Origin of the sequence: Sphingomonas elodea ATCC 31461 (assembly GCF_000226955.1) — a bacterium.
Lineage (GTDB): Bacteria > Pseudomonadota > Alphaproteobacteria > Sphingomonadales > Sphingomonadaceae > Sphingomonas > Sphingomonas elodea.
This window is the reverse complement of the sequence record NZ_AGFU01000016.1, coordinates 84,471-105,545: the sequence shown is the minus strand read 5'-3', so window position 1 is coordinate 105,545 and position 21,075 is coordinate 84,471. Positions and strand designations below refer to the sequence as shown.

Annotated in this window: 25 protein-coding genes; 11 read left to right on the top strand and 14 right to left on the bottom strand. The window is 68.6% G+C overall.

What is annotated here, in order from left to right:
- Nucleotides 1–196: 196 nt before the first annotated feature.
- From KK7_RS0106155 to KK7_RS0106135, 5 genes are all read right to left on the bottom strand, one after another.
- The gene (locus tag KK7_RS0106155; RefSeq protein WP_010543765.1) at nucleotides 197–682 is read right to left on the bottom strand and encodes a hypothetical protein; all 486 of its coding nucleotides are present in this window, start codon (nucleotides 680–682) and stop codon (nucleotides 197–199) included.
- A gap of 67 nt (nucleotides 683–749) precedes the next feature.
- A complete protein-coding gene (locus KK7_RS0106150; protein WP_010543764.1) occupies nucleotides 750–1,670 on the bottom strand; it encodes a TraB/GumN family protein in 921 nt (306 codons plus the stop codon).
- Nucleotides 1,671–1,734: 64 nt separating this feature from the next.
- Entirely contained in the window at nucleotides 1,735–2,571 is an 837-nt protein-coding gene (fghA, locus tag KK7_RS0106145; protein WP_010543763.1) for an S-formylglutathione hydrolase, read from the bottom strand.
- Complete coding sequence (locus KK7_RS0106140; RefSeq protein ID WP_010543762.1) at nucleotides 2,571–2,954, bottom strand: VOC family protein; 384 nt, start codon at nucleotides 2,952–2,954, stop codon at nucleotides 2,571–2,573. The genes fghA and KK7_RS0106140 overlap by 1 nt, the downstream gene beginning before the upstream one ends.
- Nucleotides 2,955–2,968: 14 nt before the next feature.
- Nucleotides 2,969–4,081 (bottom strand): S-(hydroxymethyl)glutathione dehydrogenase/class III alcohol dehydrogenase, encoded by a 1,113-nt coding sequence (locus tag KK7_RS0106135; RefSeq protein ID WP_010543761.1) that lies wholly within the window; start codon nucleotides 4,079–4,081, stop codon nucleotides 2,969–2,971.
- A gap of 161 nt (nucleotides 4,082–4,242) precedes the next feature.
- Between KK7_RS0106135 and KK7_RS0106130 the strand changes: the two genes are divergently transcribed.
- From KK7_RS0106130 to KK7_RS0106100, 7 genes are all read left to right on the top strand, one after another.
- Nucleotides 4,243–4,704, top strand: a complete 462-nt coding sequence (locus KK7_RS0106130) for a membrane protein (protein ID WP_029622909.1) — start codon at nucleotides 4,243–4,245, stop codon at nucleotides 4,702–4,704.
- The gene (locus tag KK7_RS0106125; RefSeq protein ID WP_010543759.1) at nucleotides 4,701–6,077 is read left to right on the top strand and encodes an FAD-containing oxidoreductase; all 1,377 of its coding nucleotides are present in this window, start codon (nucleotides 4,701–4,703) and stop codon (nucleotides 6,075–6,077) included. Before KK7_RS0106130 ends, KK7_RS0106125 begins: the two co-directional genes overlap by 4 nt.
- Nucleotides 6,078–6,091: 14 nt before the next feature.
- Complete coding sequence (locus KK7_RS0106120; RefSeq protein WP_010543758.1) at nucleotides 6,092–6,736, top strand: sulfite oxidase-like oxidoreductase; 645 nt, start codon at nucleotides 6,092–6,094, stop codon at nucleotides 6,734–6,736.
- A gap of 134 nt (nucleotides 6,737–6,870) precedes the next feature.
- Entirely contained in the window at nucleotides 6,871–7,233 is a 363-nt protein-coding gene (locus KK7_RS0106115; RefSeq protein ID WP_010543757.1) for a response regulator, read from the top strand.
- On the top strand, nucleotides 7,230–8,999 hold the full coding sequence (locus KK7_RS0106110; protein WP_010543756.1) for a PAS domain-containing sensor histidine kinase: 1,770 nt from the start codon (nucleotides 7,230–7,232) through the stop codon (nucleotides 8,997–8,999). The genes KK7_RS0106115 and KK7_RS0106110 overlap by 4 nt, the downstream gene beginning before the upstream one ends.
- Nucleotides 8,996–9,613: a response regulator transcription factor gene (locus KK7_RS0106105; protein WP_010543755.1), complete on the top strand. Its 618-nt coding sequence runs from the start codon at nucleotides 8,996–8,998 to the stop codon at nucleotides 9,611–9,613. Before KK7_RS0106110 ends, KK7_RS0106105 begins: the two co-directional genes overlap by 4 nt.
- Before the next feature lie 96 nt (nucleotides 9,614–9,709).
- Nucleotides 9,710–9,928: a hypothetical protein gene (locus KK7_RS0106100; RefSeq protein ID WP_010543754.1), complete on the top strand. Its 219-nt coding sequence runs from the start codon at nucleotides 9,710–9,712 to the stop codon at nucleotides 9,926–9,928.
- 353 nt (nucleotides 9,929–10,281) lie between these two features.
- On the opposite strand, the gene KK7_RS0106095 is transcribed toward KK7_RS0106100, so the two are convergent.
- From KK7_RS0106095 to KK7_RS0106085, 3 genes are read right to left on the bottom strand one after another with little or no spacing between them, the layout of a single operon-like run.
- Nucleotides 10,282–10,740 carry a GNAT family N-acetyltransferase gene (locus tag KK7_RS0106095; protein ID WP_010543753.1) on the bottom strand — a complete coding sequence of 153 codons (459 nt, stop codon included), beginning with the start codon at nucleotides 10,738–10,740 and terminating at the stop codon, nucleotides 10,282–10,284.
- Nucleotides 10,737–11,855, bottom strand: coding sequence for a M14 family metallopeptidase (locus KK7_RS0106090; protein ID WP_010543752.1), 1,119 nt, complete (start codon nucleotides 11,853–11,855; stop codon nucleotides 10,737–10,739). Before KK7_RS0106090 ends, KK7_RS0106095 begins: the two co-directional genes overlap by 4 nt.
- Nucleotides 11,852–12,463, bottom strand: coding sequence for a DUF4136 domain-containing protein (locus KK7_RS0106085; protein ID WP_237709146.1), 612 nt, complete (start codon nucleotides 12,461–12,463; stop codon nucleotides 11,852–11,854). The genes KK7_RS0106090 and KK7_RS0106085 overlap by 4 nt, the downstream gene beginning before the upstream one ends.
- A gap of 206 nt (nucleotides 12,464–12,669) precedes the next feature.
- Between KK7_RS0106085 and ykgO the strand changes: the two genes are divergently transcribed.
- Together ykgO and KK7_RS0106075 are read left to right on the top strand one after the other, a co-directional pair.
- A complete protein-coding gene (ykgO, locus tag KK7_RS0106080) occupies nucleotides 12,670–12,795 on the top strand; it encodes a type B 50S ribosomal protein L36 (RefSeq protein WP_010543750.1) in 126 nt (41 codons plus the stop codon).
- A gap of 8 nt (nucleotides 12,796–12,803) precedes the next feature.
- A complete protein-coding gene (locus KK7_RS0106075; RefSeq protein ID WP_010543749.1) occupies nucleotides 12,804–13,424 on the top strand; it encodes an HAD family hydrolase in 621 nt (206 codons plus the stop codon).
- Between the two features lie 29 nt (nucleotides 13,425–13,453).
- On the opposite strand, the gene KK7_RS0106070 is transcribed toward KK7_RS0106075, so the two are convergent.
- Together KK7_RS0106070 and KK7_RS0106065 are read right to left on the bottom strand one after the other, a co-directional pair.
- Nucleotides 13,454–13,711, bottom strand: coding sequence for a hypothetical protein (locus tag KK7_RS0106070; RefSeq protein ID WP_010543748.1), 258 nt, complete (start codon nucleotides 13,709–13,711; stop codon nucleotides 13,454–13,456).
- Between the two features lie 9 nt (nucleotides 13,712–13,720).
- A complete protein-coding gene (locus tag KK7_RS0106065) occupies nucleotides 13,721–14,722 on the bottom strand; it encodes a glycerophosphodiester phosphodiesterase (RefSeq protein WP_237709145.1) in 1,002 nt (333 codons plus the stop codon).
- Nucleotides 14,723–14,845: 123 nt separating this feature from the next.
- Here KK7_RS0106065 and KK7_RS0106060 point away from each other — a divergent pair, with 123 nt between their 5' ends.
- Both KK7_RS0106060 and KK7_RS0106055 read left to right on the top strand, forming a co-directional pair.
- Complete coding sequence (locus tag KK7_RS0106060; protein WP_010543746.1) at nucleotides 14,846–15,757, top strand: XdhC family protein; 912 nt, start codon at nucleotides 14,846–14,848, stop codon at nucleotides 15,755–15,757.
- Complete coding sequence (locus KK7_RS0106055) at nucleotides 15,744–16,358, top strand: nucleotidyltransferase family protein (protein WP_010543745.1); 615 nt, start codon at nucleotides 15,744–15,746, stop codon at nucleotides 16,356–16,358. The genes KK7_RS0106060 and KK7_RS0106055 overlap by 14 nt, the downstream gene beginning before the upstream one ends.
- Here KK7_RS0106055 and KK7_RS0106050 read toward each other — a convergent pair.
- The 4 genes from KK7_RS0106050 to KK7_RS20200 are packed head-to-tail and all read right to left on the bottom strand — an operon-like array spanning nucleotide 16,327 to nucleotide 21,030.
- Nucleotides 16,327–17,526, bottom strand: a complete 1,200-nt coding sequence (locus KK7_RS0106050; RefSeq protein WP_010543744.1) for an ABC transporter permease — start codon at nucleotides 17,524–17,526, stop codon at nucleotides 16,327–16,329. The two genes, KK7_RS0106055 and KK7_RS0106050, sit on opposite strands and share 32 nt — an antisense overlap.
- Nucleotides 17,527–17,530: 4 nt before the next feature.
- The gene (locus KK7_RS0106045; RefSeq protein WP_010543743.1) at nucleotides 17,531–18,235 is read right to left on the bottom strand and encodes an ABC transporter ATP-binding protein; all 705 of its coding nucleotides are present in this window, start codon (nucleotides 18,233–18,235) and stop codon (nucleotides 17,531–17,533) included.
- Between the two features lies 1 nt (nucleotide 18,236).
- Nucleotides 18,237–19,559, bottom strand: a complete 1,323-nt coding sequence (locus tag KK7_RS0106040) for an efflux RND transporter periplasmic adaptor subunit (protein ID WP_010543742.1) — start codon at nucleotides 19,557–19,559, stop codon at nucleotides 18,237–18,239.
- Nucleotides 19,549–21,030, bottom strand: a complete 1,482-nt coding sequence (locus KK7_RS20200) for an efflux transporter outer membrane subunit (RefSeq protein WP_040597816.1) — start codon at nucleotides 21,028–21,030, stop codon at nucleotides 19,549–19,551. Before KK7_RS20200 ends, KK7_RS0106040 begins: the two co-directional genes overlap by 11 nt.
- Between the last annotated feature and the right edge of the window lie 45 nt (nucleotides 21,031–21,075).

Sequence of the window (21,075 nt, the reverse complement as noted above, 5' to 3'; positions counted from 1 at the left end):
CGGTCCAGTCTCGTCCGCAAGGCGAGAGGGTATAGGAATAAGGGGTTAGCGCAAGGCGATAGGGGTGGGGAGGCGGAAGGAGAACGGCCACACCTCCATCGTCACCCCGCTTCCATCGTCATCCCGGCTTTCGCCGGGATGACGGGCCACTTTGAAAATATAATGAAGCCCTACCTCGCGAGGTGAGCCTGGGCGCTTACCGCGCGCCGGCAATGATCCGCCGCACGCCTTCCAGCACCATGCCGTAGACGAGGTGAGAGGCCGCGCCGTACGCATGGACCGACGCCGGCGTCTCGGTTGGTCCGCTGCCCAGGCCCAGCGCCGGTACCGCGCCTTCGTCGAGCAGGGCCGAGGTCACCACGCCATAGGCGCCGCCGAAGCCCGAAGCAGCCTCCGGCCGGTACTCGGTGATGACGCCGTAGATGCCGCCCAACACGCCGCCGACGATGTAATGCACCGCCTGGCCCGACGCCTCGCGATAGGGCTCTGGCACCTTCTCGCCCGTCGTCGCCTCGACCACCACGTCGGCGGCCTTCACCGTCGCGGGATCGCCGTCGCTCTGGTCTTCCTTGGGGATCAGCTTGCTCGCCTGGTTCTGGAAGACGGCCATCGCGGCCGAGGCGACCAGGCCGGCGGCGACGCCCGCGAGAAGGCCGATCAGGGGACGGGGACTCGATGCCATGCAACGCTGCTCCAAACGGGATGCGGCGGGGCGCCGCATCAGGGATGACGCGCCCCGCCGAAAGGGATCAATAGCGGATACGTTCCGCCTTCACCCGATCCTTGGCGAGGAACGCCTGGACACTGTCGGCACCCGCCAGATGGCCGGCGCCCACCGCCAAGAACACCGTTCCCGGCTTTTGGAGCCGCTCCTCGATCCATTTTGCCCAGCGCGCATTGCGATCGGTCAGCAGGATCTTGGCGAGATCGGGCGTATCGCGCATGCCCTCGTTCATCGTCGCGCCCAGCGCCTCGGGGTCGCCGGCGGCCCATTGGTCGATCATCTTGCCCAGTTCGGTGCCCAGCTTGGGATAATCGTCCACCGCGGAGGCGAGGAAGGCGATCTGCAGCGTGCCCGACATGCTGGAGAAATAGCCGAGCTGCTGCTCTGCCGTCTCCAGCCCGATCACCGGCTTGCCGGCATCCCTGGCGGCGGTGGTCAGCACCTTTTCGGCGCCGCTCGCCGGATCATAGCCCAGCTTGGGCAGTCCCGCGACGCTGAGCGTGATGCCGGCCACCCAGGGCTGCAGTGCATCGAACGCGGCCGGCGGCACACCGATATCGGCCATCGCCTTCAGATAGGCGTCGCGCTTGTCGGCGGGCAGCTGCTCGGCGATCGGCTTGGCGCCGGCGGGGGCCAGCGCCATCTTCATCAGAAGGCCCTGCATCGTCGCCGGATCGGGCTCGACCAGTTCGAGCACCAGCGTGTCGCTCTTGTCGAACGCGGTCTTCACCGCCGAATCGAACCAGCTAAGGCCGGGCTTCAGCACATGGACCGTGCCGAACAGATAGATGGTGGTATCGGCATCCTTGACCACCCACAGCGCCGGATCGGCGGGGCGGCTCTGCACGGCGGGCTTCGCGGCAGGGGCTGCCTGTCCGAAGGCGAACGGACTGAACAGCAGCGCCAGCGGCGCGGCGGCAAGGGCGAGCAGCGACTTGATCTTCACGGCGGAAGGTCCCCCGAACTGGATCGGGCGAGGCCCCGCGCCCCGCCCGTGTACTAGTCCTATATCACGCTTTCAGTCGCGCGGCATGCCAGGCGACATGGTCGGCGAGGAAGGTCGAGACGAAATAATAGCTGTGGTCATAGCCCGGCTGGAGCCGCAGCGTGAGCGGGATGCCGGCGGCGGCGCAGGCATCGGCCAGCAACTGCGGGCGGAGCTGCTCGGCAAGGAACGCATCGGCCTCGCCCTGGTCGACCAGCAGCGCGGGCAGCCGCGCGCCGTCCTCGATCAGGGCGACGGCGTCGTGCGCGCGCCACGCGGGCGCATCGTCGCCGAGATAGCCGCCCAGCGCCTTCTGGCCCCAGGCCACCTGGGAAGGCGCGACGATCGGCGCGAAGGCAGAGACGCTGCGGAAGCGTTCGGGATTGCGCAAGGCAATGGTCAGGGCGCCGTGCCCGCCCATCGAATGGCCGGTGATGCCCTGGCGGGTCAGGTCGGCCATCGGGAACTGCGCGGCGATGAACGCCGGCAGCTCGTCCTCGATATAGCTGCGCATGTGGAAATGCTCGGCCCAGGGCGCCTGGGTCGCATCGACATAGAAGCCGGCGCCCTTGCCGAAGTCATATTCCGGCACGTCGATCACGTCCTCGCCGCGCGGGGAGGTGTCCGGCGCCACGAAGATTACGCCCGCCTCGGCACAGGCGCGGCGATACTCGCCCTTCTCGGTGACGTTGGCGTGGGTGCAGGTTAGCCCGGAGAGATACCATAGCACCGGCAGTCTCGCACCCGCGGCATGCGGCGGGACATAGACCGAGAAGGTCATCGGCGTGCCCGTCGCGGCGGAGGCGTGGCGGTAGACGCCCTGCACCCCGCCGAACGCCTTGTTGGTCGACAGCGTTTCCATCAGGCGGGCTTGCGGTGCATCGCGCAGAGCTTGTTGCCGGCGGGGTCGCGCAGATAGGCGAGGTACAACGCGCCGAATGGCGACTCGCGCCAGCCCGGCGGGCTTTCGCAGGCGGTGCCGCCGTGCGCGAGCCCGGCGGCGTGCCAGGCATCGGCCGCCTCGGTGGTCGCAGCCCTGAAGCCGAGCGTGCCGCCATTGGCGTGGCAGGCCGGCTCGCCGTCGATCGGCTTGGTCAGCAGGAACAGGCCGCCCTCGTGTATGTAGAGCACCCGGCCCTTGGGATCGATGCGACCCGCCGGGATGCCGAGCGCATCCAGCGCCGCGTCGTAAAAGGCCTTGGACGCCGCGATATCGTTGGCGCCGAGCATCACGTGACTGAACATCGTTTCCTCTCCTCTCAGTAGACGACGACGCTGCGGATGCTCTCGCCCGCATGCATCAGGTCGAAGCCCTTGTTGATCTCCTCCAGCGCCAGCACGTGGGTGATCATCGGGTCGATCGCGATCTTGCCGTTCATGTACCAGTCGACGATCTTCGGCACGTCGGTCCGGCCCTTGGCGCCGCCGAACGCGGTGCCCTTCCAGACGCGGCCGGTGACCAGCTGGAACGGGCGGGTGCTGATTTCCTTGCCCGCCTCGGCCACGCCGATGATGATCGATTCGCCCCAGCCGCGATGGCAGCATTCGAGCGCGGTGCGCATCACCTCGGTGTTGCCGGTCGCATCGAAGCTGTAGTCGGCGCCGCCGTCGGTCAGCTCGACCACCTTGGCGACGATCTGTTCGCGCGACATGCCACGCGTGTTGAGGAAGTGGGTCATGCCGAACTTGCGGCCCCATTCCTCGCGGTCCGGATTGACGTCGATGCCGATGATCTGGCCTGCGCCGGCCAGCCGTGCGCCCTGGATCACGTTGAGGCCGATGCCGCCCAGGCCGAACACGACGACCGTCTCGCCCACCTGGACCTTGGCGGTGTTGACCACCGCGCCGACGCCGGTGGTGACGCCGCAGCCGATATAGCAGCTGGTCTGGAACGGCGCGTCCTCGCGGATCTTCGCCACCGCGATCTCGGGCAGCACGGTGAAGTTCGAGAAGGTCGAGCAGCCCATGTAATGGAAGACGGGCATGCCCTTGTAGCTGAACCGCGTGGTGCCGTCGGGCATCAGCCCCTTGCCCTGGGTGGCGCGGATCGCCGTGCACAGGTTGGTCTTGCCCGAGAGGCACGACTTACACTGGCGGCATTCGGGCGTGTAGAGCGGGATCACATGGTCGCCGGGCTTCACGCTGGTGACGCCGGCGCCCACCTCGCGGACGATGCCGGCGCCTTCATGGCCGAGCACCGAGGGGAACAGCCCTTCCGAATCGAGGCCGTCCAGCGTGTAGGCATCGGTGTGGCAGAGGCCGGTGGCCATGATCTCGACCAGCACTTCGCCGGCCTTGGGGCCTTCCAGATCGAGTTCGACGATCTCCAGCGGCTTCTTCGCTTCGAAGGCGACGGCGGCGCGGGTCTTCATGGCCGGTTCTCCTGTGGCTTGGTTGGCCTGCCTGATCCTTCAATCGGTGGCGGGTTGCAACCCATGTCGCGTCGTTTCGTTGGCGGCAGGACCATACCCAAGTCCAGTTGCGCAGGCGCGCGGAAAAGCGCTGGATGCGCGCAACCATGGGAGACCTGCCGATGCCGCCCCTTGTCCTCGCCTTGCTGATCGGCATCGTCGCCGGCATGCGCACCATGACTGCGCCCATGGCGGTCTCCTGGGCCGCGGCGGCCGGCTGGCTGCCGCTGGAGGGAACGTGGCTCGGCTGGATGGGCTGGTGGGGCACGCCCTGGATCTTCACGCTGCTCGCGATCGGCGAAGTTGTCGCGGACAAGCTGCCGACCACGCCCAGCCGCAAGGCGCCGCCGGGGTTCATCGGACGACTGCTCTCGGGCGCGCTGTGCGGTGCGGCGATCGGGCTGGTGGCGAGTGCGCTGCCGCTGTGCATCGCCGCCGGGGTGCTGGGCGCGGTGATCGGAACCCTCGGGGGCCATGCGGCGCGGATGCGGCTGAGCCGGGCGTTCGGCGCCGATCTGCCCGCGGCGCTGATCGAGGATCTCGCCGCCATCGCCCTCGGCGCCTTCGCGGTCGCCTCGCTATGACCCGCAGGTTCGACGCGATCATCCTCGGCGCCGGCCAGGCAGGCACCCCGCTTGCCGGGCGGCTGAGCGATGCCGGCATGTCGGTGGCGCTGGTCGAGCGGCACCTACTCGGCGGCACCTGCGTCAACACCGGCTGCAAGCCGACCAAGACCTGGGTCGCCAGCGCCTATGCCGCGCACATGGCCAGGCGGGCCGCCGATTTCGGCGTGATAATCGGCGGTGCGGTGGGCATCGACTTCGCGAAGGTGCGCGCGCGGGCGGACAAGATCTCCGCCGACTCGCGCGCGTCGCTGCGCCAATGGATCGACGGCATGGCGCACTGCACGCTGTTCTTCGGCCATGCGCGCTTCGAATCGCCGCACCGTGTGCGCGTCGGCGACGCGGTGCTGGAGGCGGACCGCATCTTCCTCAACGTCGGCGGCCGCGCGCTGGTGCCGGACATGCCCGGCGTGAACGACGTACCCTTCCTCACCAACAGCACGATCCTGAAGCTGGATGCGGTGCCGCGCCACCTGGTGGTTGTCGGCGGCAGCTATATTGGCCTCGAGTTCGGCCAGATGTTCCGCCGCTTCGGCGCCGAGGTGACGATCGTCGAGAAAGGCCCCACGCTGATCGGCCGCGAGGATCCCGAGATTTCGGACGCGGTGCACGACATCCTCGAAGCGGAAGGCATCGCGATCCGCACCGGCGCCGAGTGCATCCGCTTCGCACGCCAAGGCGAGGACGTGCTCGTCGGCGTCGACTGCCACGAGGGCAGTCCCGAGGTGCTCGGCAGCCATGTGCTGCTGGCGGTCGGCCGCACGCCCAATACCGACGATCTCGGGCTCGACGCGGCAGGAGTGGCGACTGATGCGCGCGGCTATGTGCAGGTGGACGACTATCTCCGCACCAATGTCGAGCACATCTGGGCGCTGGGCGACTGCAACGGCCGCGGCGCCTTCACCCACACCGCGTATAACGACTTCGAGATCGTCGCCGACAATCTGCTGGCCGGCGCCGACCGCAAGGTGACCGACCGTATCCCCGCCTATGCGCTGTATATCGATCCACCCCTCGGCCGCGTCGGCATGGGCGAGGCGCAGGCGAAGAAGGCCGGTCACCGCATCGAGGTCGGCCGGCGGCCGATGACGCGGGTGGGCCGCGCGGTCGAGAAGGACGAGACGCTCGGCTTCATGAAGCTGGTGAGCGATGCCGATAGCGGCCGCATCCTCGGCGGCGCGATCCTCGGTACCAGCGGCGACGAGGCGATCCACGGCGTGCTCGACCTGATGGTGAAGCAGGGGACGGCCACGGACCTGTCCCACGCCGTGCCCATCCACCCGACCGTCTCCGAGCTATTGCCGACCATCGCCGGCGAGCGGAAGCCGGCCTGACAGTGAGGCGTACGATGGACGAGGACAGCAAGCTTACCCGCTCCAAGCGCGCCTGGGCCGAGGCGGGCAAGTTCCTCACCGGGCGTACGTCGCGCCCCGAGGCCGATCGGCTGCCGCCAGGGCAGCATCTGGTGACCAACTGGCCGGTGCTCGATCTCGGCCGCCAGCCCGAGGTGCGGCCGGAGCGCTGGCGCCTCACCATCGACGGCATGGTCGCCCGGCCGCTGACGCTCGACTGGCCCGCCTTCGAGGCGCTGGCCACCGACGAGCGGGTGAGCGACATCCACTGCGTCACCAGCTGGTCGCGCTACGACAATCGCTGGGCGGGCGTGGCGACGGCGCGGCTGCTCGAGATGGTCGAGCCGCGCGCGGAAGCTGCGGCGGTGATGCTCCACGGCTATGACGGCTATACCACCAACCTGCTGCTCGCCGATTTCGCCGCGCCCGACGCGCTGATCGCGCATCGCTGGGAGGGCAGGCCGCTCCACCGCGATCATGGCGGCCCGGCGCGGCTGGTGGTGCCGCATCTCTATTTCTGGAAGAGTGCGAAATGGATTTCGCGCATCGAGCTGATCGGGCGTGACCGCCCTGGCTTCTGGGAAGTGAACGGCTATCACCTGCGCGGCGATCCTTGGGCCGAGGAGCGCTATTCGCGCTGAACCGCGCGGCAATACGTACCAATCCGCATGCCGCTGCAGATTCGCAGTCCGTATTTTGGCGACATGCGTTTCAGCGTCTGCCTTGTCCCCACCCTTGCGTCCCCGGAGTCTCGCGCATGAAGGAGGGCGCTCCCATGCCGAGCCGCGCGCCCCGCGAGCGCGTGCTGCTGGTCGATTCTCAGGACGAATCGCGACGCGCGGTGCAATTGCTGTTGCAGGGTTGCGGCATGGAGGTACGCGCCTTCGCCTCGGCCGCCGCTGCGATGGCGGAGGCGACGCTCGACCAGATCCGCACGCTGCTGATCGCGCGTGACCTGGTCGACGGCGATGCGATCCACCTGCTGCGGCAGCTGGCGCAGCGCGGCTGGCAGGGGCGGGCGATCCTGATCGGGCAAAGCCACGCCGAGCTGGACGATGCCGCCCGCGCCGCCGGTTTCGCGCATGTGGTGAAGAAGCCGGTCGGCCGGATCGAACTGCTCGGCGCGCTGGCGCGATGAACTTTCCGCTGCCGCAGTTCGAGACGCCGGCACCCGTGGCGCTGCGCGACCGGATGCGGCAGCGCGCGCCCGAGGCACTGGCGACGCTGCTGCTGCTGGTCTCGGGCCTCGCGCTCGCGCCGTTGGTGTCCCGCGGCGAGCGCTATGTGCTGGTCGGCGTGCTGCTCGCCTGGGCCGCCGCGATCCTGTTGCTGGCGTCGTACAGCCGGGCGTTGCGTCGCCGCCTGCGCGCCGAGGAGGCCGATGCCCGCCGCCGTGCCGACCGCGCCGACGAACTCGCCGCCGAGCTCAATCTGCTGATCGACGGCGCCGTGGGCTACGCGATCTACACCGTGGATCCGTTGGGCCGCGTATCCTTCTGGAACGAAGGTGCCCGCCGGCTGAAGGGCTGGGGCGAGGAAGAGGTGCTGGGGCGCGACATGGCGCTGTTCTACCCGCCTTCCGCCGTCGCCGCCGGCAAGCCGCGCGCCGATCTCGACGCGGCGCTGCGCGACGGCAAGTTCGAGGACGAGGACTGGCGGCTCCGCAAGGATGGCAGCGAGTTTCTGGCCCAGGTGCTGATCACGCCGCTGCTCGGGCCGGACGGGCGGCTGCGCGGCTTCGGCAAGGTGATCCGCGACATCACCGAGCAGCGCGCCAGCGAGCGCCAGGCGACCGCCGCCGCCAACCATCTCCGCTCGATCCTGGCGACGGTGCTCGACGCGATGGTGATCATCGACGAACGCGGCAACATCCTCTCGTTCAGCGCGGCCGCCGAGCGGCTGTTCGGCTATGCCGAGGACGAGGTGGTCGGCGCGAATGTGAGCTTGTTGATGCCCGCCGGGGACGGGGCGCGGCACGACGGCTATATCCGCCACTATCTGGACACCGGCGAACGGCGGATCATCGGCACCGGCCGCACCGTCACCGCCCGGCGCCGCGACGGCACCACCTTTCCGATCGAGCTGTCGGTCGGCGAGGCGATCACCGAGGGCGAGCGCGTCTTCACCGGCTTCATCCGCGATCTGAGCGACAAGCAGCGGGCCGAGCAGCGCATCGAGGAGCTGCGTTCGGGCCTGATCCACGCCGCGCGGGTGAGCGCGATGGGGACGATGGCGTCGACGCTGGCGCACGAGCTCAACCAGCCGATCACCGCGGTGGTCAACTATGTGCGCGGCGTCGCCAACCTGGTTGAGGCGAGCGACGCGCAAGACCTGCCGATGATCCGCGAGGCCCTGGACGATACCGCGCAGGAGGCGCTGCGTGCGGGCACCATCGTGCGGCGCCTGCGCGAATTCGTCGCGCGCGGGGAGGTGGAGAAGAGTGTCGAGCACATCCCCGATCTGGTCGACGAAGCCTGCAAGCTCGCGCTGATCGGCGCGCGCGAGAAGGGCGTGGCCGCCGAATTCCGGTTCGATCCCCATGCCGGGCCGGTGCTGGTCGATCGCATCCAGATCCAGCAGGTGCTGATCAACCTGATGCGCAACGCGATCGAGGCGATGGCCGAAATGCCCGAGCGGCGGCTGGCCATCTCGAGCCGCGTCGAATCGCCCGGTTTCGTGCGGGTGACGGTGGCGGATACCGGCCCCGGCGTCGCCCCCGCGGTGGCCGAGGATCTGTTCCGCGCCTTTCACAGCACCAAGGCCGACGGCATGGGCCTCGGCCTCTCGATCTGCCGCACCATCGTCGAGGCCAATGGCGGCCGCATCTGGCTGGAGCCGCGCGAGGGCGGCGGCAGCTGCTTCCACTTCACCCTCGTCCACGTAGAAGAAGGGAATAGTCCGTGACCGACAAGCGCCTCGTCCATATCGTCGATGACGAGGACGGCGTCCGCCGCTCCGCCAGCTTCATGCTCAAGACCTCGGGCTTCGCGGTGCAGACCTGGCCCTCGGGCGTCGCCTTTCTCAAGGAGGCGCGGCATGTCGAGCCGGGCTGCGTGCTGCTCGACGTGCGCATGCCGGAGATGGACGGGCTGGAGGTGCAGCAGGAACTCCATGCGCGCGGCATTGCGTTGCCCGTGATCGTGCTGACCGGGCACGGCGATGTCTCGCTGGCAGTGAAGGCGATGAAGGCCGGCGCGGTCGACTTCCTCGAAAAGCCGATGGAGGCCCGCGCGCTGATCGACGCGATCAACCGGGGTTTCGAGCGGCTGGAAGCGGCCGAGGACGTGAAGACCCGCGCGGCGGACGCCGAAACGCTGCTCGGCGCGCTCACCGTGCGCGAGCGCGAAGTGCTCGAAGGGCTGGCGCAGGGCTATCCGAACAAGACCATCGCCTATGATCTCGGCATCTCGGCACGCACGGTGGAAGTCCACCGCGCCAATGTGATGGCCAAGCTGGGCGCCAAGAGCCTGTCCGAGGCCCTCAGAATCGCCTTCGCAGCCGGTATGGGTGCAGGCTAAACGATTGCACTACCGTGCATTCCTCTAGGTTTGGGGGTATAAGGAGCGGGACTCGGGGGAGTGCGGGATCGAACACGCTGACAGGGAGCGGGAACGATGACGATGCAGCTGGAACCGAACCTCGCCGCGGGCACCCTGCCCGAAGCGGAAGAGAGCATCCGGGCCTGGTCTTCGGGCCTGTTCACCGCCTGGTGCGACGCGGTGGTAACGCCGTGGAACCTGGTGCCGGAGCCTACCGCCCACCTGCGCGAGCCCGGCGAGCGGCTGTCGATCCCGGAAGCGCTGGAGAGCGGGGCGCTGTCTCTGTTCGCTTGAAGGTATCGCCGAGGCTGTCCGCATCGTTGTTCGGCTGTTGGCCTGCGCGGCGTGGAAGCGCGTGCTTTTCAGCGGGCCTCGTTCACCACAAGGCGCTTCGCAGGCAAGCCGGCTGCGGTGACGCTGTTCGACAGCGATCTCGCGACGGGCTCTGCGAGGCGCCGGCGGCGGAAAACAATTTGGCCGAAACTGCCCTCCTAGTGCCGCAGGGTGACGGCTATCGCATCCGCCGGTTCACCCCCACCGTCGAGGTGCCCACTAAAAAACTTCGCTTACCCGCTACGCCCCGTCGCGCGACCGGCTGAAACGCGCGAACGCCTAAACGTCCTAAACTTCGGTCTCCGGCGCCGCGCCTACAGTGCCAGCGTCAGGAAGCGGCTGTGGGGATCCTCGCGATAGTCGCCGAAGGGCGGGCAGGGGAGGAAGCCGTAGCGGGTGTAGAGCCGGATCGCCGGTTCGAAGGCCGGGGCCGTCCCCGTCTCCAGACTGAGACGGGTCATCCCCCGCCCGCGGGCGGCGGCGAGGATATGCTCCAGCATCGCCGTGCCCACGCCCCGGCCGACGTGCGCCGGGGCCGTGCGCATCGACTTCACCTCGCCGTGCGTCGCGTCGAGCTGCTTGAGCGCGCCCATGCCGATCGCATCCGCGCCCTCCCAGGCGCTCCAGAAGGTCACGTCCGCCGCCTGGAGGCCCGAAAGGTCGAGGAAATGGCAGCTTTCCGCCGGCGAGTTGGCGAGCATGCCCGTCGCGTGCAGGCGCAGCAGATCCTGCACCCGCACGTCGTCCAGCCCGCCTTCCCGGATCGCGATCACAGCGTGTCGATCATGCCCGCCAGCGTTTCGAGGCAGGCATGGGCGAGCAGCTTGCTGCGGATCGGCGACCAGCCGAACTCGGGGTCGGCATTGGCGTCATGGTCCTTGAACGGCATTTCCAGCGTCATCGACACCGCGCCGAACCGCTCGGCGAGCTGGTTGGTCGACATCGCCAGGTTGGCCCGGCCCGGCGGCGCCTTGTCATAGCCGAGCTCGGTCTGGAAATCGGGCGTGTGCGCAGCAAGGCGACGGCCGAACTCGTAGAATTTCTCGCCCAGTTCGTCGGTCCAGCTCGGGATGCCTTCGAATCCGGCGAGGAAGTTGGCCGGGATCGCCTCGTCGCCGTGCACGTCCATGGCGAAATGCACGCCGGTCTCGTCCATCCGGTTGCGCACCGCCAGCACTTCCGGGCTGCGCTCGGGCGTGGGGGTGTGCCATTCGCGGTTGAGATTCACGCCTGCCGCATTGGTGCGCAAATGGCCGCGCCGCGAACCATCCGGGTTCATGTTCGGCACGCAGTGGAAGGTCGCCTTGCTGCGGAGCGCCTGCGCCACCGCATTGTCCTCGTCGGTGAGGAACTCCAGCGCGCCCTCCATCCACCATTCGGCCATGCTCTCGCCCGGATGCTGGCGGGCATAGAGCCAGACCTGCTTCGGGCCTTCGCCCATCGTCAGGCAGTCGATCGGCTGGCCGTCGAGCGTCGTGCCCAGCTCGCGGTGAGTCACGCCGTCCTGCAGCGCGATGCGGCTGACCAGATCATGGTGCCGCTCCATCGAATAGGGCGCGAAATAGGCGAACCAGGCGATGTCGGTCTGGAAATGGTGGGTGAAGCTGAGGATGCCGCCGGCATAGTCGGTATCGGTCATCCGCCACGATTCGCGGTCGGCCGACCAGCGCGCCTTGTAGCCCGGCCAGCCGAACGGATAGGCCGAGCTCGCCGCATTGAGGATGCGGAAGGTCAGCGTCCGCCCCTTCGCGCCGGCGACGCGGAAGTGGAACCACTGGAAGAAGTCCGACTCGTGATCGAGGACGATCTCGCAGTCGACCCGGTCGCCTTCGATGGCGACCACGCGGATGTTGCCGCTGTCGAACGCGGCGCTGATCTGAATGCTCATTTCACCGTCGTAGTGATGCCGGACTCGCCGGGGAAGTCCTTGAACAGCGCAGCCGCCAGGCGCTGGGCGGTGGCGGCGGGCTGGTTGTCCTTGATGCCCACGCCCGTCGTCTCGGCGCGACCTTCCCAGATCACGCTCTCGCCGGCGCGGCGGCGCAGCTGCACCCAGAGCTGCGAGACGAGGATCTCGTTGGTCTTGCGCTTGCCGATGCCGAACGAAAGTCCCCCGCCCAGGCCGAATCCGCCGCCCCGGCCGCCGCCAAAGCTGCCGCCGCCCAGCCCCACCGATACGGGCGGCCGATCCTGCACCGTGCCGCGCGACGCGCGGGTGAACGAGACCGAGGCGATATAGCCGGCCGGTCGCTCGCTGGTGGCGGGGACATAGCCGAGCTTGTTCAGTTCGGCCTGCACCGCATCGGCATAGGCGCGAAACTCCGGCGTCGCGTCGATCATCCCGCTCATCGGCACGACGCTGACGGTGGTGCGCTCGAGCGGCTGACCCAGATGGTAGCGCGTGACGTCTACCGGCGTGCGGGCGCCGGTGGTGGTGCAGCCGGCGGCGAGCGCGGGCAGGGTGGCAAGCAGGGCAAGACGCAGATACTGATTCACGAACACGCACTCCTGTTTCGTGGGCGCAATGGCTGTATCCTGCGGACCCGCACCTGGTCGAGCGGATTTGGCGGCGCCCCGTGCCGCTGAAACGCCCGAACGCGACGATCGGCCGCATCTGCGCACCGGCCTTGACTTCCTGCCCTCGCGCTTATAGGCGAGCCGCTCTTTCCGGCATTCCAGATAATTTGAGAAGCGAATCGGTCATGAAGATCGTGAATTCATTGAAGTCGCTCAAGGGGCGGCACCGCGACAACCGCGTGATCCGCCGCCGTGGCCGGATCTACGTGATCAACAAGACGCAGAAGCGTTTCAAGGCACGCCAGGGCTGATCGCCCACGTGGGAACCGCGCCGCGCGCCGTCATCTTCGACGTCGGCAACGTTCTTTTCCCTTGGGAACCGCGACTCGTATACGAGCGCCTGTTCGATGACGAGCAGGCGCTCGATGCGTTTCTGTCGAAGGTCGCCACCAAGGAATGGCATTTCCAGCACGACGCTGGCCGCCCCTTCGCCGAGACCTCGGCGGAGCTGAGCGCCCTGTACCCCGAGCATGCGGACAAGATCGCGCTCTGGGGGCCGCGCTTTGCCGAGCAGCTGGGGCCCGCCTTCCCGGACATGATCGCGCTGATCGACGAGCTCGATTCGGCGGGCGTGCCGCTGTACGCGATCACCAATTTTTCGGGCGAGTTCTGGCGCGACTGGATGCCGCAGGTGGAGTGGCTGTTCGGTCGCTTTCAGGACATCGTCGTCTCGGGTGACGAGAAGCTGACCAAACCCGATCCCGCCATCTACACGCTTGCGCTGGAGCGATTCGGCCTCAACGGGCCGGAGGCGGTGTTCGTCGACGATCTGCCCGCCAATGTGGAAGCGGCGCGCGCGCAGGGCATCCACGGTGTGGTGTTCACAGGGGCCGAAGCCTTTCGCGCGGAGCTGAAGACGTTGGGCGTACTCGCCGGCTGAGCGCCGGTACGCGCGCGCTGACCCTCTGCTTATGGCTGCTGAGACTGGCAGCGCTCGGGATGCTCGCGGCATTCCTTGTCGCGCTTGCGGCGCTCGCGGCCTTCGCGCTCTTCTTTCTCGCGCATCTTGCGGCCGTAGTTGCGGTCGGACTCGTCCTGGCTGGTGGTGGCCCAATCGGCAGCCTGGGCGCCGGCCTTGACCGGCAGCGTCACGATATTGGCGGCCGTCTTCACCACGCAGCCACCCGCCAGCAGCGGCAGCATCAGTAGGGCGGGGAGGATGCGCATGGAAGGTCCTTACTTGCCGTTGGTCTGCAGGAAGCTATCCCGAGCCGGCACGCCGATGGAAGGGAAATCGGTAAAGAAGCCGTCGATCCCTGCCTTGAGAAACGCGGTGATCTCTCCCGCCAGCCGCCCGTGCGTCGCCGGATCGGTGCCGTCGCGATAGGCCGGCATCAGGAAATAGTTCTCCGCGCGGAAGGTCCAGGGGTGGAGCTTCAGCCCCGCCGCATGGGCATCGGCGACCAGCGTCGAGGGCGTACCGTCGGCGGCAAGGATCTGGGTAAGCTCTGGCCCGATGCCGGCGGCATACGTCGCCACGGTCTTCAGCCCCTCGGGCGTCGCCATCGCCTTGTAGCTGGCAACCGCATGATCCGCCGGGCCCTCGCTGCCGGCCATCAGCTGGATCAGCGGCACCTTGGTCATGGTGTGAAGCTGCTTGAGGTTATTGACCTCGAACGACTGGATGAACACCGGCGCGTCGGCGCGGTCCCAGCCCGCGGCCTTGAGCCTGGCGACCAGCCGTGCCTCGAGCGGCAGGCCGATCGAGGCGAAATAGCTCGGGTGCTTGGTCTCGGGATAGATGCCGATCGTGCGATGCAGACGGGCCGATTCCCGCTTCGCCAGCGCGATGATCTCGTCCAGCGTCGGGATGGAGGCCTGGCCGTCAAAGGCGGTGTTGCCGGGGCGCAGCTTGGGCAGCCGCTCCTTGGCGCGCAGCGTCTTCAGCTCGGCGAGGGTGAAATCCTCGGTGAACCAGCCGGTGATCGTCTGGCCGTCGATCGTCTTGGTGGTCTTGCGGGTGGCGAATTCGGGATGCGCCGCCACGTCGGTCGTGTCGGTGATGTTGTTTTCGTGGCGGGCGACCAGTTCGCCGTCCTTGGTGGGCACCAGATCGGGCTCGATGAAATCGGCGCCCTGGTCGATCGCGCGCTGGTAGGAGAGCAGCGTGTGCTCGGGCCGCTCGCCGCTGGCGCCGCGATGGCCGATCACGACGATCCGGGGCATGGGCTTCTGCATGGGATGATCTTGTCCGAAAGCGAAAGCGGGCGCCAGCAGGGCCGCCGCCAGAAGCATCCATCTCGTCACGAAACTCTCCTTCGTCTAGGCGGTTAGGCAGCGGATGTGACGGGAGCGAGACAAGTGGCCGACAACGACAGCGTGCTGGCAGCGGCCGAGGCCTGGCGCGGTGCGAGGATGGCGCTGGCGACGGTGGTGACGACCTGGGGTTCCGCCCCGCGCCCCCGCGGCAGCCATCTGCTGGTGCATGAGGACGGGCGGTTCGAGGGTTCGGTCTCCGGCGGCTGCGTCGAAACCGACATCCTGCAGACCGCCGCCGAGGTGATCGCCGGCGCGCCTGCGGTGGTGAAGGACTATGGCGTCGCCGATGCGGCCGCCTGGGAAGTGGGGCTGCCCTGCGGCGGGCAGATCGCGGTGCTGGTGCAGCCGGTGGCGGCGAACGGCTTTCCGCCCGTGCTGTTCGACGCGATCCGTGCGGCGCGCGCCGAAGGGCGGCCGCTGGAGGTGGGGACCGACCTCGCCACCGGGCAGAGCACGATCGGCGGCGGTGGCTTCGTCAACCGCTACGATCCGCCGCGACGGCTGCTGATCGTCGGCGCGGTGCAGATCGCGCAGGCGCTCGCCGGGCTGGCCCGCGAGCTGGGCATCGCGACGACGGTGATCGATCCCCGCGGCCGGTTCCTCACCGAGGAGCGCTTCCCCGGTGTCGCCCTCGACGACCGCTGGCCGGACGAGGCGGTTACCGCCCTGCGGCCCGACCAGGCAACGGCGGTGGTGACGCTCAGCCATGATCCCAAGATCGACGATGCGGCGCTGATCGCCGCGCTTGCCCATCCGTCGGGCTATGTCGCCGCACTCGGGTCGCGGCGCAGCCATTCAGCGCGGCTGGAACGACTGAGCGCCGCGGGCGTCTCGCCTTCGGATCTCGCGCGGATCGAAGGACCGGCGGGGCTTTCGATCGGTGCGATCGGTCCGTCGGAGATCGCCCTGTCCATCGCCGCCGCCATGGTGAAGACCTTCCATGCTCACGCCTGAAAAGACCGCGCTCGTCCTGCTCGCCGCGGGCCGCTCCGAGCGGTTCGCCGATGGCGACAAGCTGACCGAGGACTATCTCGGCCAGCCGCTCGCCTTCCATGTGGTGACGGCGCTGGAGAAGATGCCGTTCCTCGCGCGGGTCGCCGTGGTGTCGGACACCGCGCTGGATTTCGCCGCGCGCGGGTTCCAGGTGGTGGAGAACCCCGATCCGGCGCTCGGCCAGGCCCGGTCGGTCCGCCACGGCGTGGAGGCGGCGGAGGCGGCCGGCGCCGAGGCGGTGCTGATCGCGCTGGCCGACATGCCGCGCGTGACCGTGGCGCATTGCTACCGGCTGTTCGATGCCTCGAACAACGGCGCGACGCTGGTCGCCTCCAGCGACGGGGTGCAGCCGATGCCGCCGGCGCTGATCGGCCGCGACCATTTCGCGGCGCTGCGCGGGCTGGACGGCGATGCCGGCGCGCGCACGCTGATCCTGCGCGGCCACCATATCATCACCCGGCCCGAGGAATTGGTCGACATCGACACGCGCGAGGACCTGGAGGCCCTGCGCGCGCGCGAGGCGGCCGCGGCTATTCGTGCCGCAAGGCGTCGATCGGATTGAGCGCGGCGGCGCGCCGGGCCGGGAAAAAGCCGAACACGATCCCGATCAGCGCCGAGATGCCGAAGCTGATCAGGTTAATCGACAGGTCGAACTGGAACGGCAGGGTGGCGAGCGTCGCCAGGCCCCAGGAGGCGAAGAAGGCGAGCACCATCCCGATCATGCCGCCCAGGCACGACAGCGCCACCGCCTCGACCAGGAACTGCATCAGCACTTCCTTGCCCAGCGCGCCGATGGCGAGGCGGATGCCGATTTCGCGGGTGCGCTCGGTTACCGAGACCAGCATGATATTCATGATGCCGATGCCCCCGACCAGCAGGCTGACGGCAGCGATGGCGGCGACGAACAGGGTCAGCTGCTTCGTCTGATTCTGAACCGTCGAGGCGAATTCGGCGCTGTCGAAAATGTCGAAATTGTCGGGCTGGCCGGGGCTCAGGTGGCGGCGTTCGCGCAGCAGGCCGGTCAGCGACTGCTTGACGACCGAGGTGTCGTACCCGGGGGCCACCGCCACCTGGATCGCCAGCACGTTCTGGTTGCCGACGAAGCGGCGCTGCACCGTCTTGAGCGGCAGCACGACGGTGGAATTGGGATCGCTGAACCCGGCGTTGTCGCGCTTCTTCAGCACGCCGATCACTTCGCAGCTGACCGTGCCGAGGCGGAAGCGCTCGCCCACCGGATCCTCGTCGGCGAACAGGTTGGCGCGGATCGTGTCGCCGATCACGCAGACCGATTTGCCGGCGCTCAGCTCGGCATCGGTGAAGCGGCGGCCGCCGGCAAGTTCCAGGTTCTGCGCGTCGAAATAGTCGTTGCTGGTTCCGGTGACCGAGGCGTTCCAGTTCTGCGCGTTGCGCACCGCCAGCGCCGAGGACGAGGCCTGGGGTGCCACCGCGCTGACGCCGCTCACCTGCTGGCGGATCGCCAGCACGTCGGCATTGTCGAAGCTGGGCGGCGCATTGCCGCCGCCGCGCCGCCCGCCGCTGGGAAACACGGTGAGCGTGTTGTTGCCGAGCGAGCTGATCGACGCCTGTACCGAGGCGGAGACGCCGTTGCCCAGCGTCACCATGGTGATGACCGCGGCGACGCCGATGATGATGCCCAGCGTCGTCAGGAACGAGCGCAGCAGGTGCCGGCGGATTTCGCGGAGCGACAGGAGGAGGGTGGTGAACAGCATCGGCTCAGGCTCCCGCGCCCGCGGCGATCTCGGTGCGCTCCACCAGCCCGTCCTTGAAATGCACGATCGTCTTGGCGAAGGCGGCCATGTCCGGTTCGTGGGTCACCATCAGCACGGTGATGCCCAGCTCCGCGTTCAGGCGCTGGAGCAGCTTCATGATCTCCACCGAGCGTTCGCTGTCGAGGTTGCCGGTCGGTTCGTCCGCCAGCAGCACGTCGGGCTGCGTCACGATCGCGCGGGCGATGGCAACGCGCTGCTGCTGGCCGCCGGAGAGTTCGGAGGGCGTATGGTCCGCCCAGCGATCGAGCCCCACCTGTTCCAGCGCGGCCATCGCCGCCTCCCGCCGCGCCTTGCGATGCTCGCCGCGGTAGAGCAGCGGCAGTTCCACATTCTCCAGCGCCGTCGTGCGCGCCAGCAGGTTGAAGCCCTGGAACACGAAGCCGAGATAGCGGCGGCGCAGATAGGCGCGCTGGTCGCGGTCCAGCTGCTCGACATGCACGCCGCGGAACCGGTAGCTGCCGCCCGTTGGCACATCGAGGCAGCCGAGGATGTTCATCGTCGTCGACTTGCCCGAGCCCGATGCCCCCATCACCGCCAGGAACGCACCGGCCTCGATCGTGAGATCCACGCCCTTCAGCGCCTGGAACGCGGTCGGCCCCTCGCCGAACGTCTTGGTGATGCCCTCCAGCTGGATCAGCGGCTCGGCCATGTCAGTTCTGGCCGGCCTTGGCGGGCGTGGCCGCGCCTTCGGCCTGCACGCCGACGATCACCTTCATGCCGGGCTTGAGCTGGGCGCTGGTCACGGCGGTACGGCTGCCGTCGCTGGGGCCGGTGACGACCTCCACCTTCTGCGGCTTCCCGTCCTTGCCGACGATGTACACCGTCTGCTTGCTGCCGCGGCCGATCGCCTTTTGCTGGTCCTGCCGGCGCGGCCCGAACTGGATGCCGCCGCCCGACTTGGCGCCGGCCTGGTCCGGGGTGAAGCGCAGCGCGCCGTTGGGGATCAGCAGCGCATTCTCCAGCTTTTCGACGCCGATCGTCGCGGTTGCGGTCATGCCCGGGCGCAGCGTCATGTCCGGGTTGGCGACCGACAGGATCGCGGCATAGGAGACGACCTGGTTGGCGGTGGTGGTGCTGGTCGATGCGCTGGTCGAGGCGGTCGATGCCGTCAGGTTCGAGCCGAGGTCGACGCGGGTGATCTGCGCCGGGAAGGTGCGGCCGGGGAAGGCGTCCACCGTGAAGCTCGCCGGCAGGCCCACCTTGACCGCGCCGACATCGGCCTCGTCGATCGCCACTTCCAGCTTCATGTGCGTCAGGTCCTGCGCGATCACGAACATGTTCGGCGTGCTGAACTGCGCGGCGACGGTCTGGCCGGCATCGACCTGGCGGGCGAGCACCACGCCGTTCACCGGCGAGCGGATGATCGATCGGGTGCGCTGCGTCTGGTTCGAGGAGAGCGAGGCCTGGGCGGAGACGACGTTCGCCTCGGCCGAACGCAGATTGGCGCGGGCGCGGGCCACGGCGGCGCGGGCGGTATCCAGCTCGGTCTGGGCGGGCACCTTGCCGCCGGACAGTCGGCTGACTTCCTCCATGCGGCGGAGCTGCGCGGTCGCCTCGTCGAGCGTCGCACGGGTCTGCGCCACCGCCGCCTGGTTGGCGGAAAGCGTCGCGCGGCTCTGGGTGATCGCGTCCTCCAGCCGGGCAGGGTCGATGATCGCGATCGTCTGGCCTTCGGTCACCCGATCGTTGACGTCGACCAGCACCTTCAGCACCAGGCCGGAGATTTCCGAGCCCACCGTCACCTGGCGGATCGGCGCAAGGCGCCCCGTGGCGGAGACGGTAACGGCGAGCGAACCCTGCTCCGCCGGCACGGTGATGTAGCTGGGCGGCGGCTTGGGCGCGAAGCAGCGCGAGACGAGCAGGCCCAGCACCACCACGACCAGCGCGATGACGATCCAGCGCAGGTTCCGCCGCCACCAGGGGCGCCGCTTCGTGCCCAGAAAGGCGTTGAGGTCCTGAGGTTCACTGGCCATCGGTGGCGCTGCCTGTCGTTGGAGGAAGGGGCGGGATCGGCGCGGCTTCGTCCCAGCCGCCACCAAGCGCGACATAGAGCTGGATCAGCGCGGTCGCCTGTTCGGATTCGGCCTGGGAAAGGCCGTTCTTGGCCGAAAGCAGGGCGCTTTCGGACTGGTTGAGCGTGGTGAAGTCGGTCAGGCCCGAGCGATATTGGAATCGGGCGAGCAGTGCCTGGTTGGTCGCGGCTTCCAGCGCGATGCGGAACTCGGCCTCGCGGGTGCGGGCGGCCTGCAGCGCGACGATCGCGTTTTCGATCTCTTCCAGCGCCTTCAGCACGCTGGACTTGTAGGCATAGAAGGCACCGTCGGCCCCCTCCCGGGCCGAGCGGAGCTGGCTGCGCAGCCGGCCGGAATCGAACAGCGTCTGCGCCACGTTGGCGAAGGCGCGGCCGGTGATGATGTCGAACAGCGAGCCGATCCGGCTGCTGCCCATGTTGATGCTGCCGCCGAGCGCCAGGCTGGGATAGAGCTGCGCGCGGGCCACGCCGATCTGCGCGGCGGCGGCGGCAAGGCTGCGTTCGGCGGCACGCACGTCCGGCCGCTGGCGCAGCGCGTCGGCGGGGATGCCGGTGTCGACGTTCGCCGGGCCGCGCGGGATCGGCTTTGGTGTCTCCAGCAGGGTCCGCAGTGCGCCCGGTGCCTGCCCGGTCAGCACGCCGAGCCGCGCGACATAGCCGGCATAGCTGCTTTCCAGCTGCGGGATGGTCGCGGCGGTCTGCGCGCGCTGCGACCGTGCGGTCTCGGCATCGAGCGAGGATACGAGGCCGGCCTGCACGCGCCACCGGGCGATGCTGAGGGTCTCGTCCTGGATGGCCAGGCTCTCGCGCGCATTGGCGAGCTGGGCCTGCGCCAGGCGGGCGAGCACATAGTTGCGCGCGGTTTCGGATTCGACCGAGAGCAGCACCGCCGCACGGTTGAACACCGTGGATTCATAGCTGGCCCGCGCGTTGCGCACCCCGGCGCGGACGCCGCCGAACAGGTCCACCTGATAGCTCGCATCCAGGCCCAGCGAGAAGTTGCTGCTGCCGCCCTGCGAGAAGGAGGCGATGGTGCCGTCGGGCAGGCGCGTGGTGGTGCTGCCGCCGCGCAGCGGTTCGTTGCGCGAATAGCCGCCCGAGCCGCTCACCGTCGGCAGCAGCGCGGACCGCGACTGGATCAGCGATTCGCGTGCCTGGCGCAGGCGGATCACCGCCTGGGCGATGTCCAGATTGGCGGACTGCGCCTGGCCGATCAGCTGGCCCAGCATCGGATCGTCGAATCTGTCCCACCAGCGGGACAGGTCCTCGCGCGCTTTTACCTGCGGGTCGACCGAGAATCGATCGGGCAGTTCGATCGTCGCGGCGCTCTGCTGCGGTCGGGCGGAACCGGTGGAGCAGGCTGCCAGCGGCAGCGCCGCACCGAGCAACAGAGCAATCGCAGGTCGTGCCATAGCGTTTTATATGGCTGATACGGTTTCGCCGATCCACCAAAAAAA

Excerpts from the sequence above, each read along its gene's own strand:
- KK7_RS0106100 (WP_010543754.1), top strand. The coding sequence starts at position 9,710 with ATGACGATGCAGCTGGAACCGAACCTCGCCGCGGGCACCCTGCCCGAA.
- KK7_RS0106045 (WP_010543743.1), bottom strand. The coding sequence starts at position 18,235 with ATGGCCGAGCCGCTGATCCAGCTGGAGGGCATCACCAAGACGTTCGGC.
- KK7_RS0106130 (WP_029622909.1), top strand. The coding sequence starts at position 4,243 with ATGCCGCCCCTTGTCCTCGCCTTGCTGATCGGCATCGTCGCCGGCATG.
- KK7_RS0106110 (WP_010543756.1), top strand. The coding sequence starts at position 7,230 with ATGAACTTTCCGCTGCCGCAGTTCGAGACGCCGGCACCCGTGGCGCTG.
- KK7_RS0106055 (WP_010543745.1), top strand. The coding sequence starts at position 15,744 with ATGCTCACGCCTGAAAAGACCGCGCTCGTCCTGCTCGCCGCGGGCCGC.
- KK7_RS0106050 (WP_010543744.1), bottom strand. The coding sequence starts at position 17,526 with ATGCTGTTCACCACCCTCCTCCTGTCGCTCCGCGAAATCCGCCGGCAC.
- fghA (WP_010543763.1), bottom strand. The coding sequence starts at position 2,571 with ATGGAAACGCTGTCGACCAACAAGGCGTTCGGCGGGGTGCAGGGCGTC.
- KK7_RS0106155 (WP_010543765.1), bottom strand. The coding sequence starts at position 682 with ATGGCATCGAGTCCCCGTCCCCTGATCGGCCTTCTCGCGGGCGTCGCC.
- KK7_RS0106040 (WP_010543742.1), bottom strand. The coding sequence starts at position 19,559 with ATGGCCAGTGAACCTCAGGACCTCAACGCCTTTCTGGGCACGAAGCGG.
- KK7_RS0106120 (WP_010543758.1), top strand. The coding sequence starts at position 6,092 with ATGGACGAGGACAGCAAGCTTACCCGCTCCAAGCGCGCCTGGGCCGAG.
- KK7_RS0106090 (WP_010543752.1), bottom strand. The coding sequence starts at position 11,855 with ATGAGCATTCAGATCAGCGCCGCGTTCGACAGCGGCAACATCCGCGTG.
- KK7_RS0106135 (WP_010543761.1), bottom strand. The coding sequence starts at position 4,081 with ATGAAGACCCGCGCCGCCGTCGCCTTCGAAGCGAAGAAGCCGCTGGAG.
- ykgO (WP_010543750.1), top strand. The coding sequence starts at position 12,670 with ATGAAGATCGTGAATTCATTGAAGTCGCTCAAGGGGCGGCACCGCGAC.
- KK7_RS20200 (WP_040597816.1), bottom strand. The coding sequence starts at position 21,030 with ATGGCACGACCTGCGATTGCTCTGTTGCTCGGTGCGGCGCTGCCGCTG.
- KK7_RS0106140 (WP_010543762.1), bottom strand. The coding sequence starts at position 2,954 with ATGTTCAGTCACGTGATGCTCGGCGCCAACGATATCGCGGCGTCCAAG.
- KK7_RS0106115 (WP_010543757.1), top strand. The coding sequence starts at position 6,871 with ATGCCGAGCCGCGCGCCCCGCGAGCGCGTGCTGCTGGTCGATTCTCAG.
- KK7_RS0106125 (WP_010543759.1), top strand. The coding sequence starts at position 4,701 with ATGACCCGCAGGTTCGACGCGATCATCCTCGGCGCCGGCCAGGCAGGC.
- KK7_RS0106065 (WP_237709145.1), bottom strand. The coding sequence starts at position 14,722 with ATGCAGAAGCCCATGCCCCGGATCGTCGTGATCGGCCATCGCGGCGCC.
- KK7_RS0106070 (WP_010543748.1), bottom strand. The coding sequence starts at position 13,711 with ATGCGCATCCTCCCCGCCCTACTGATGCTGCCGCTGCTGGCGGGTGGC.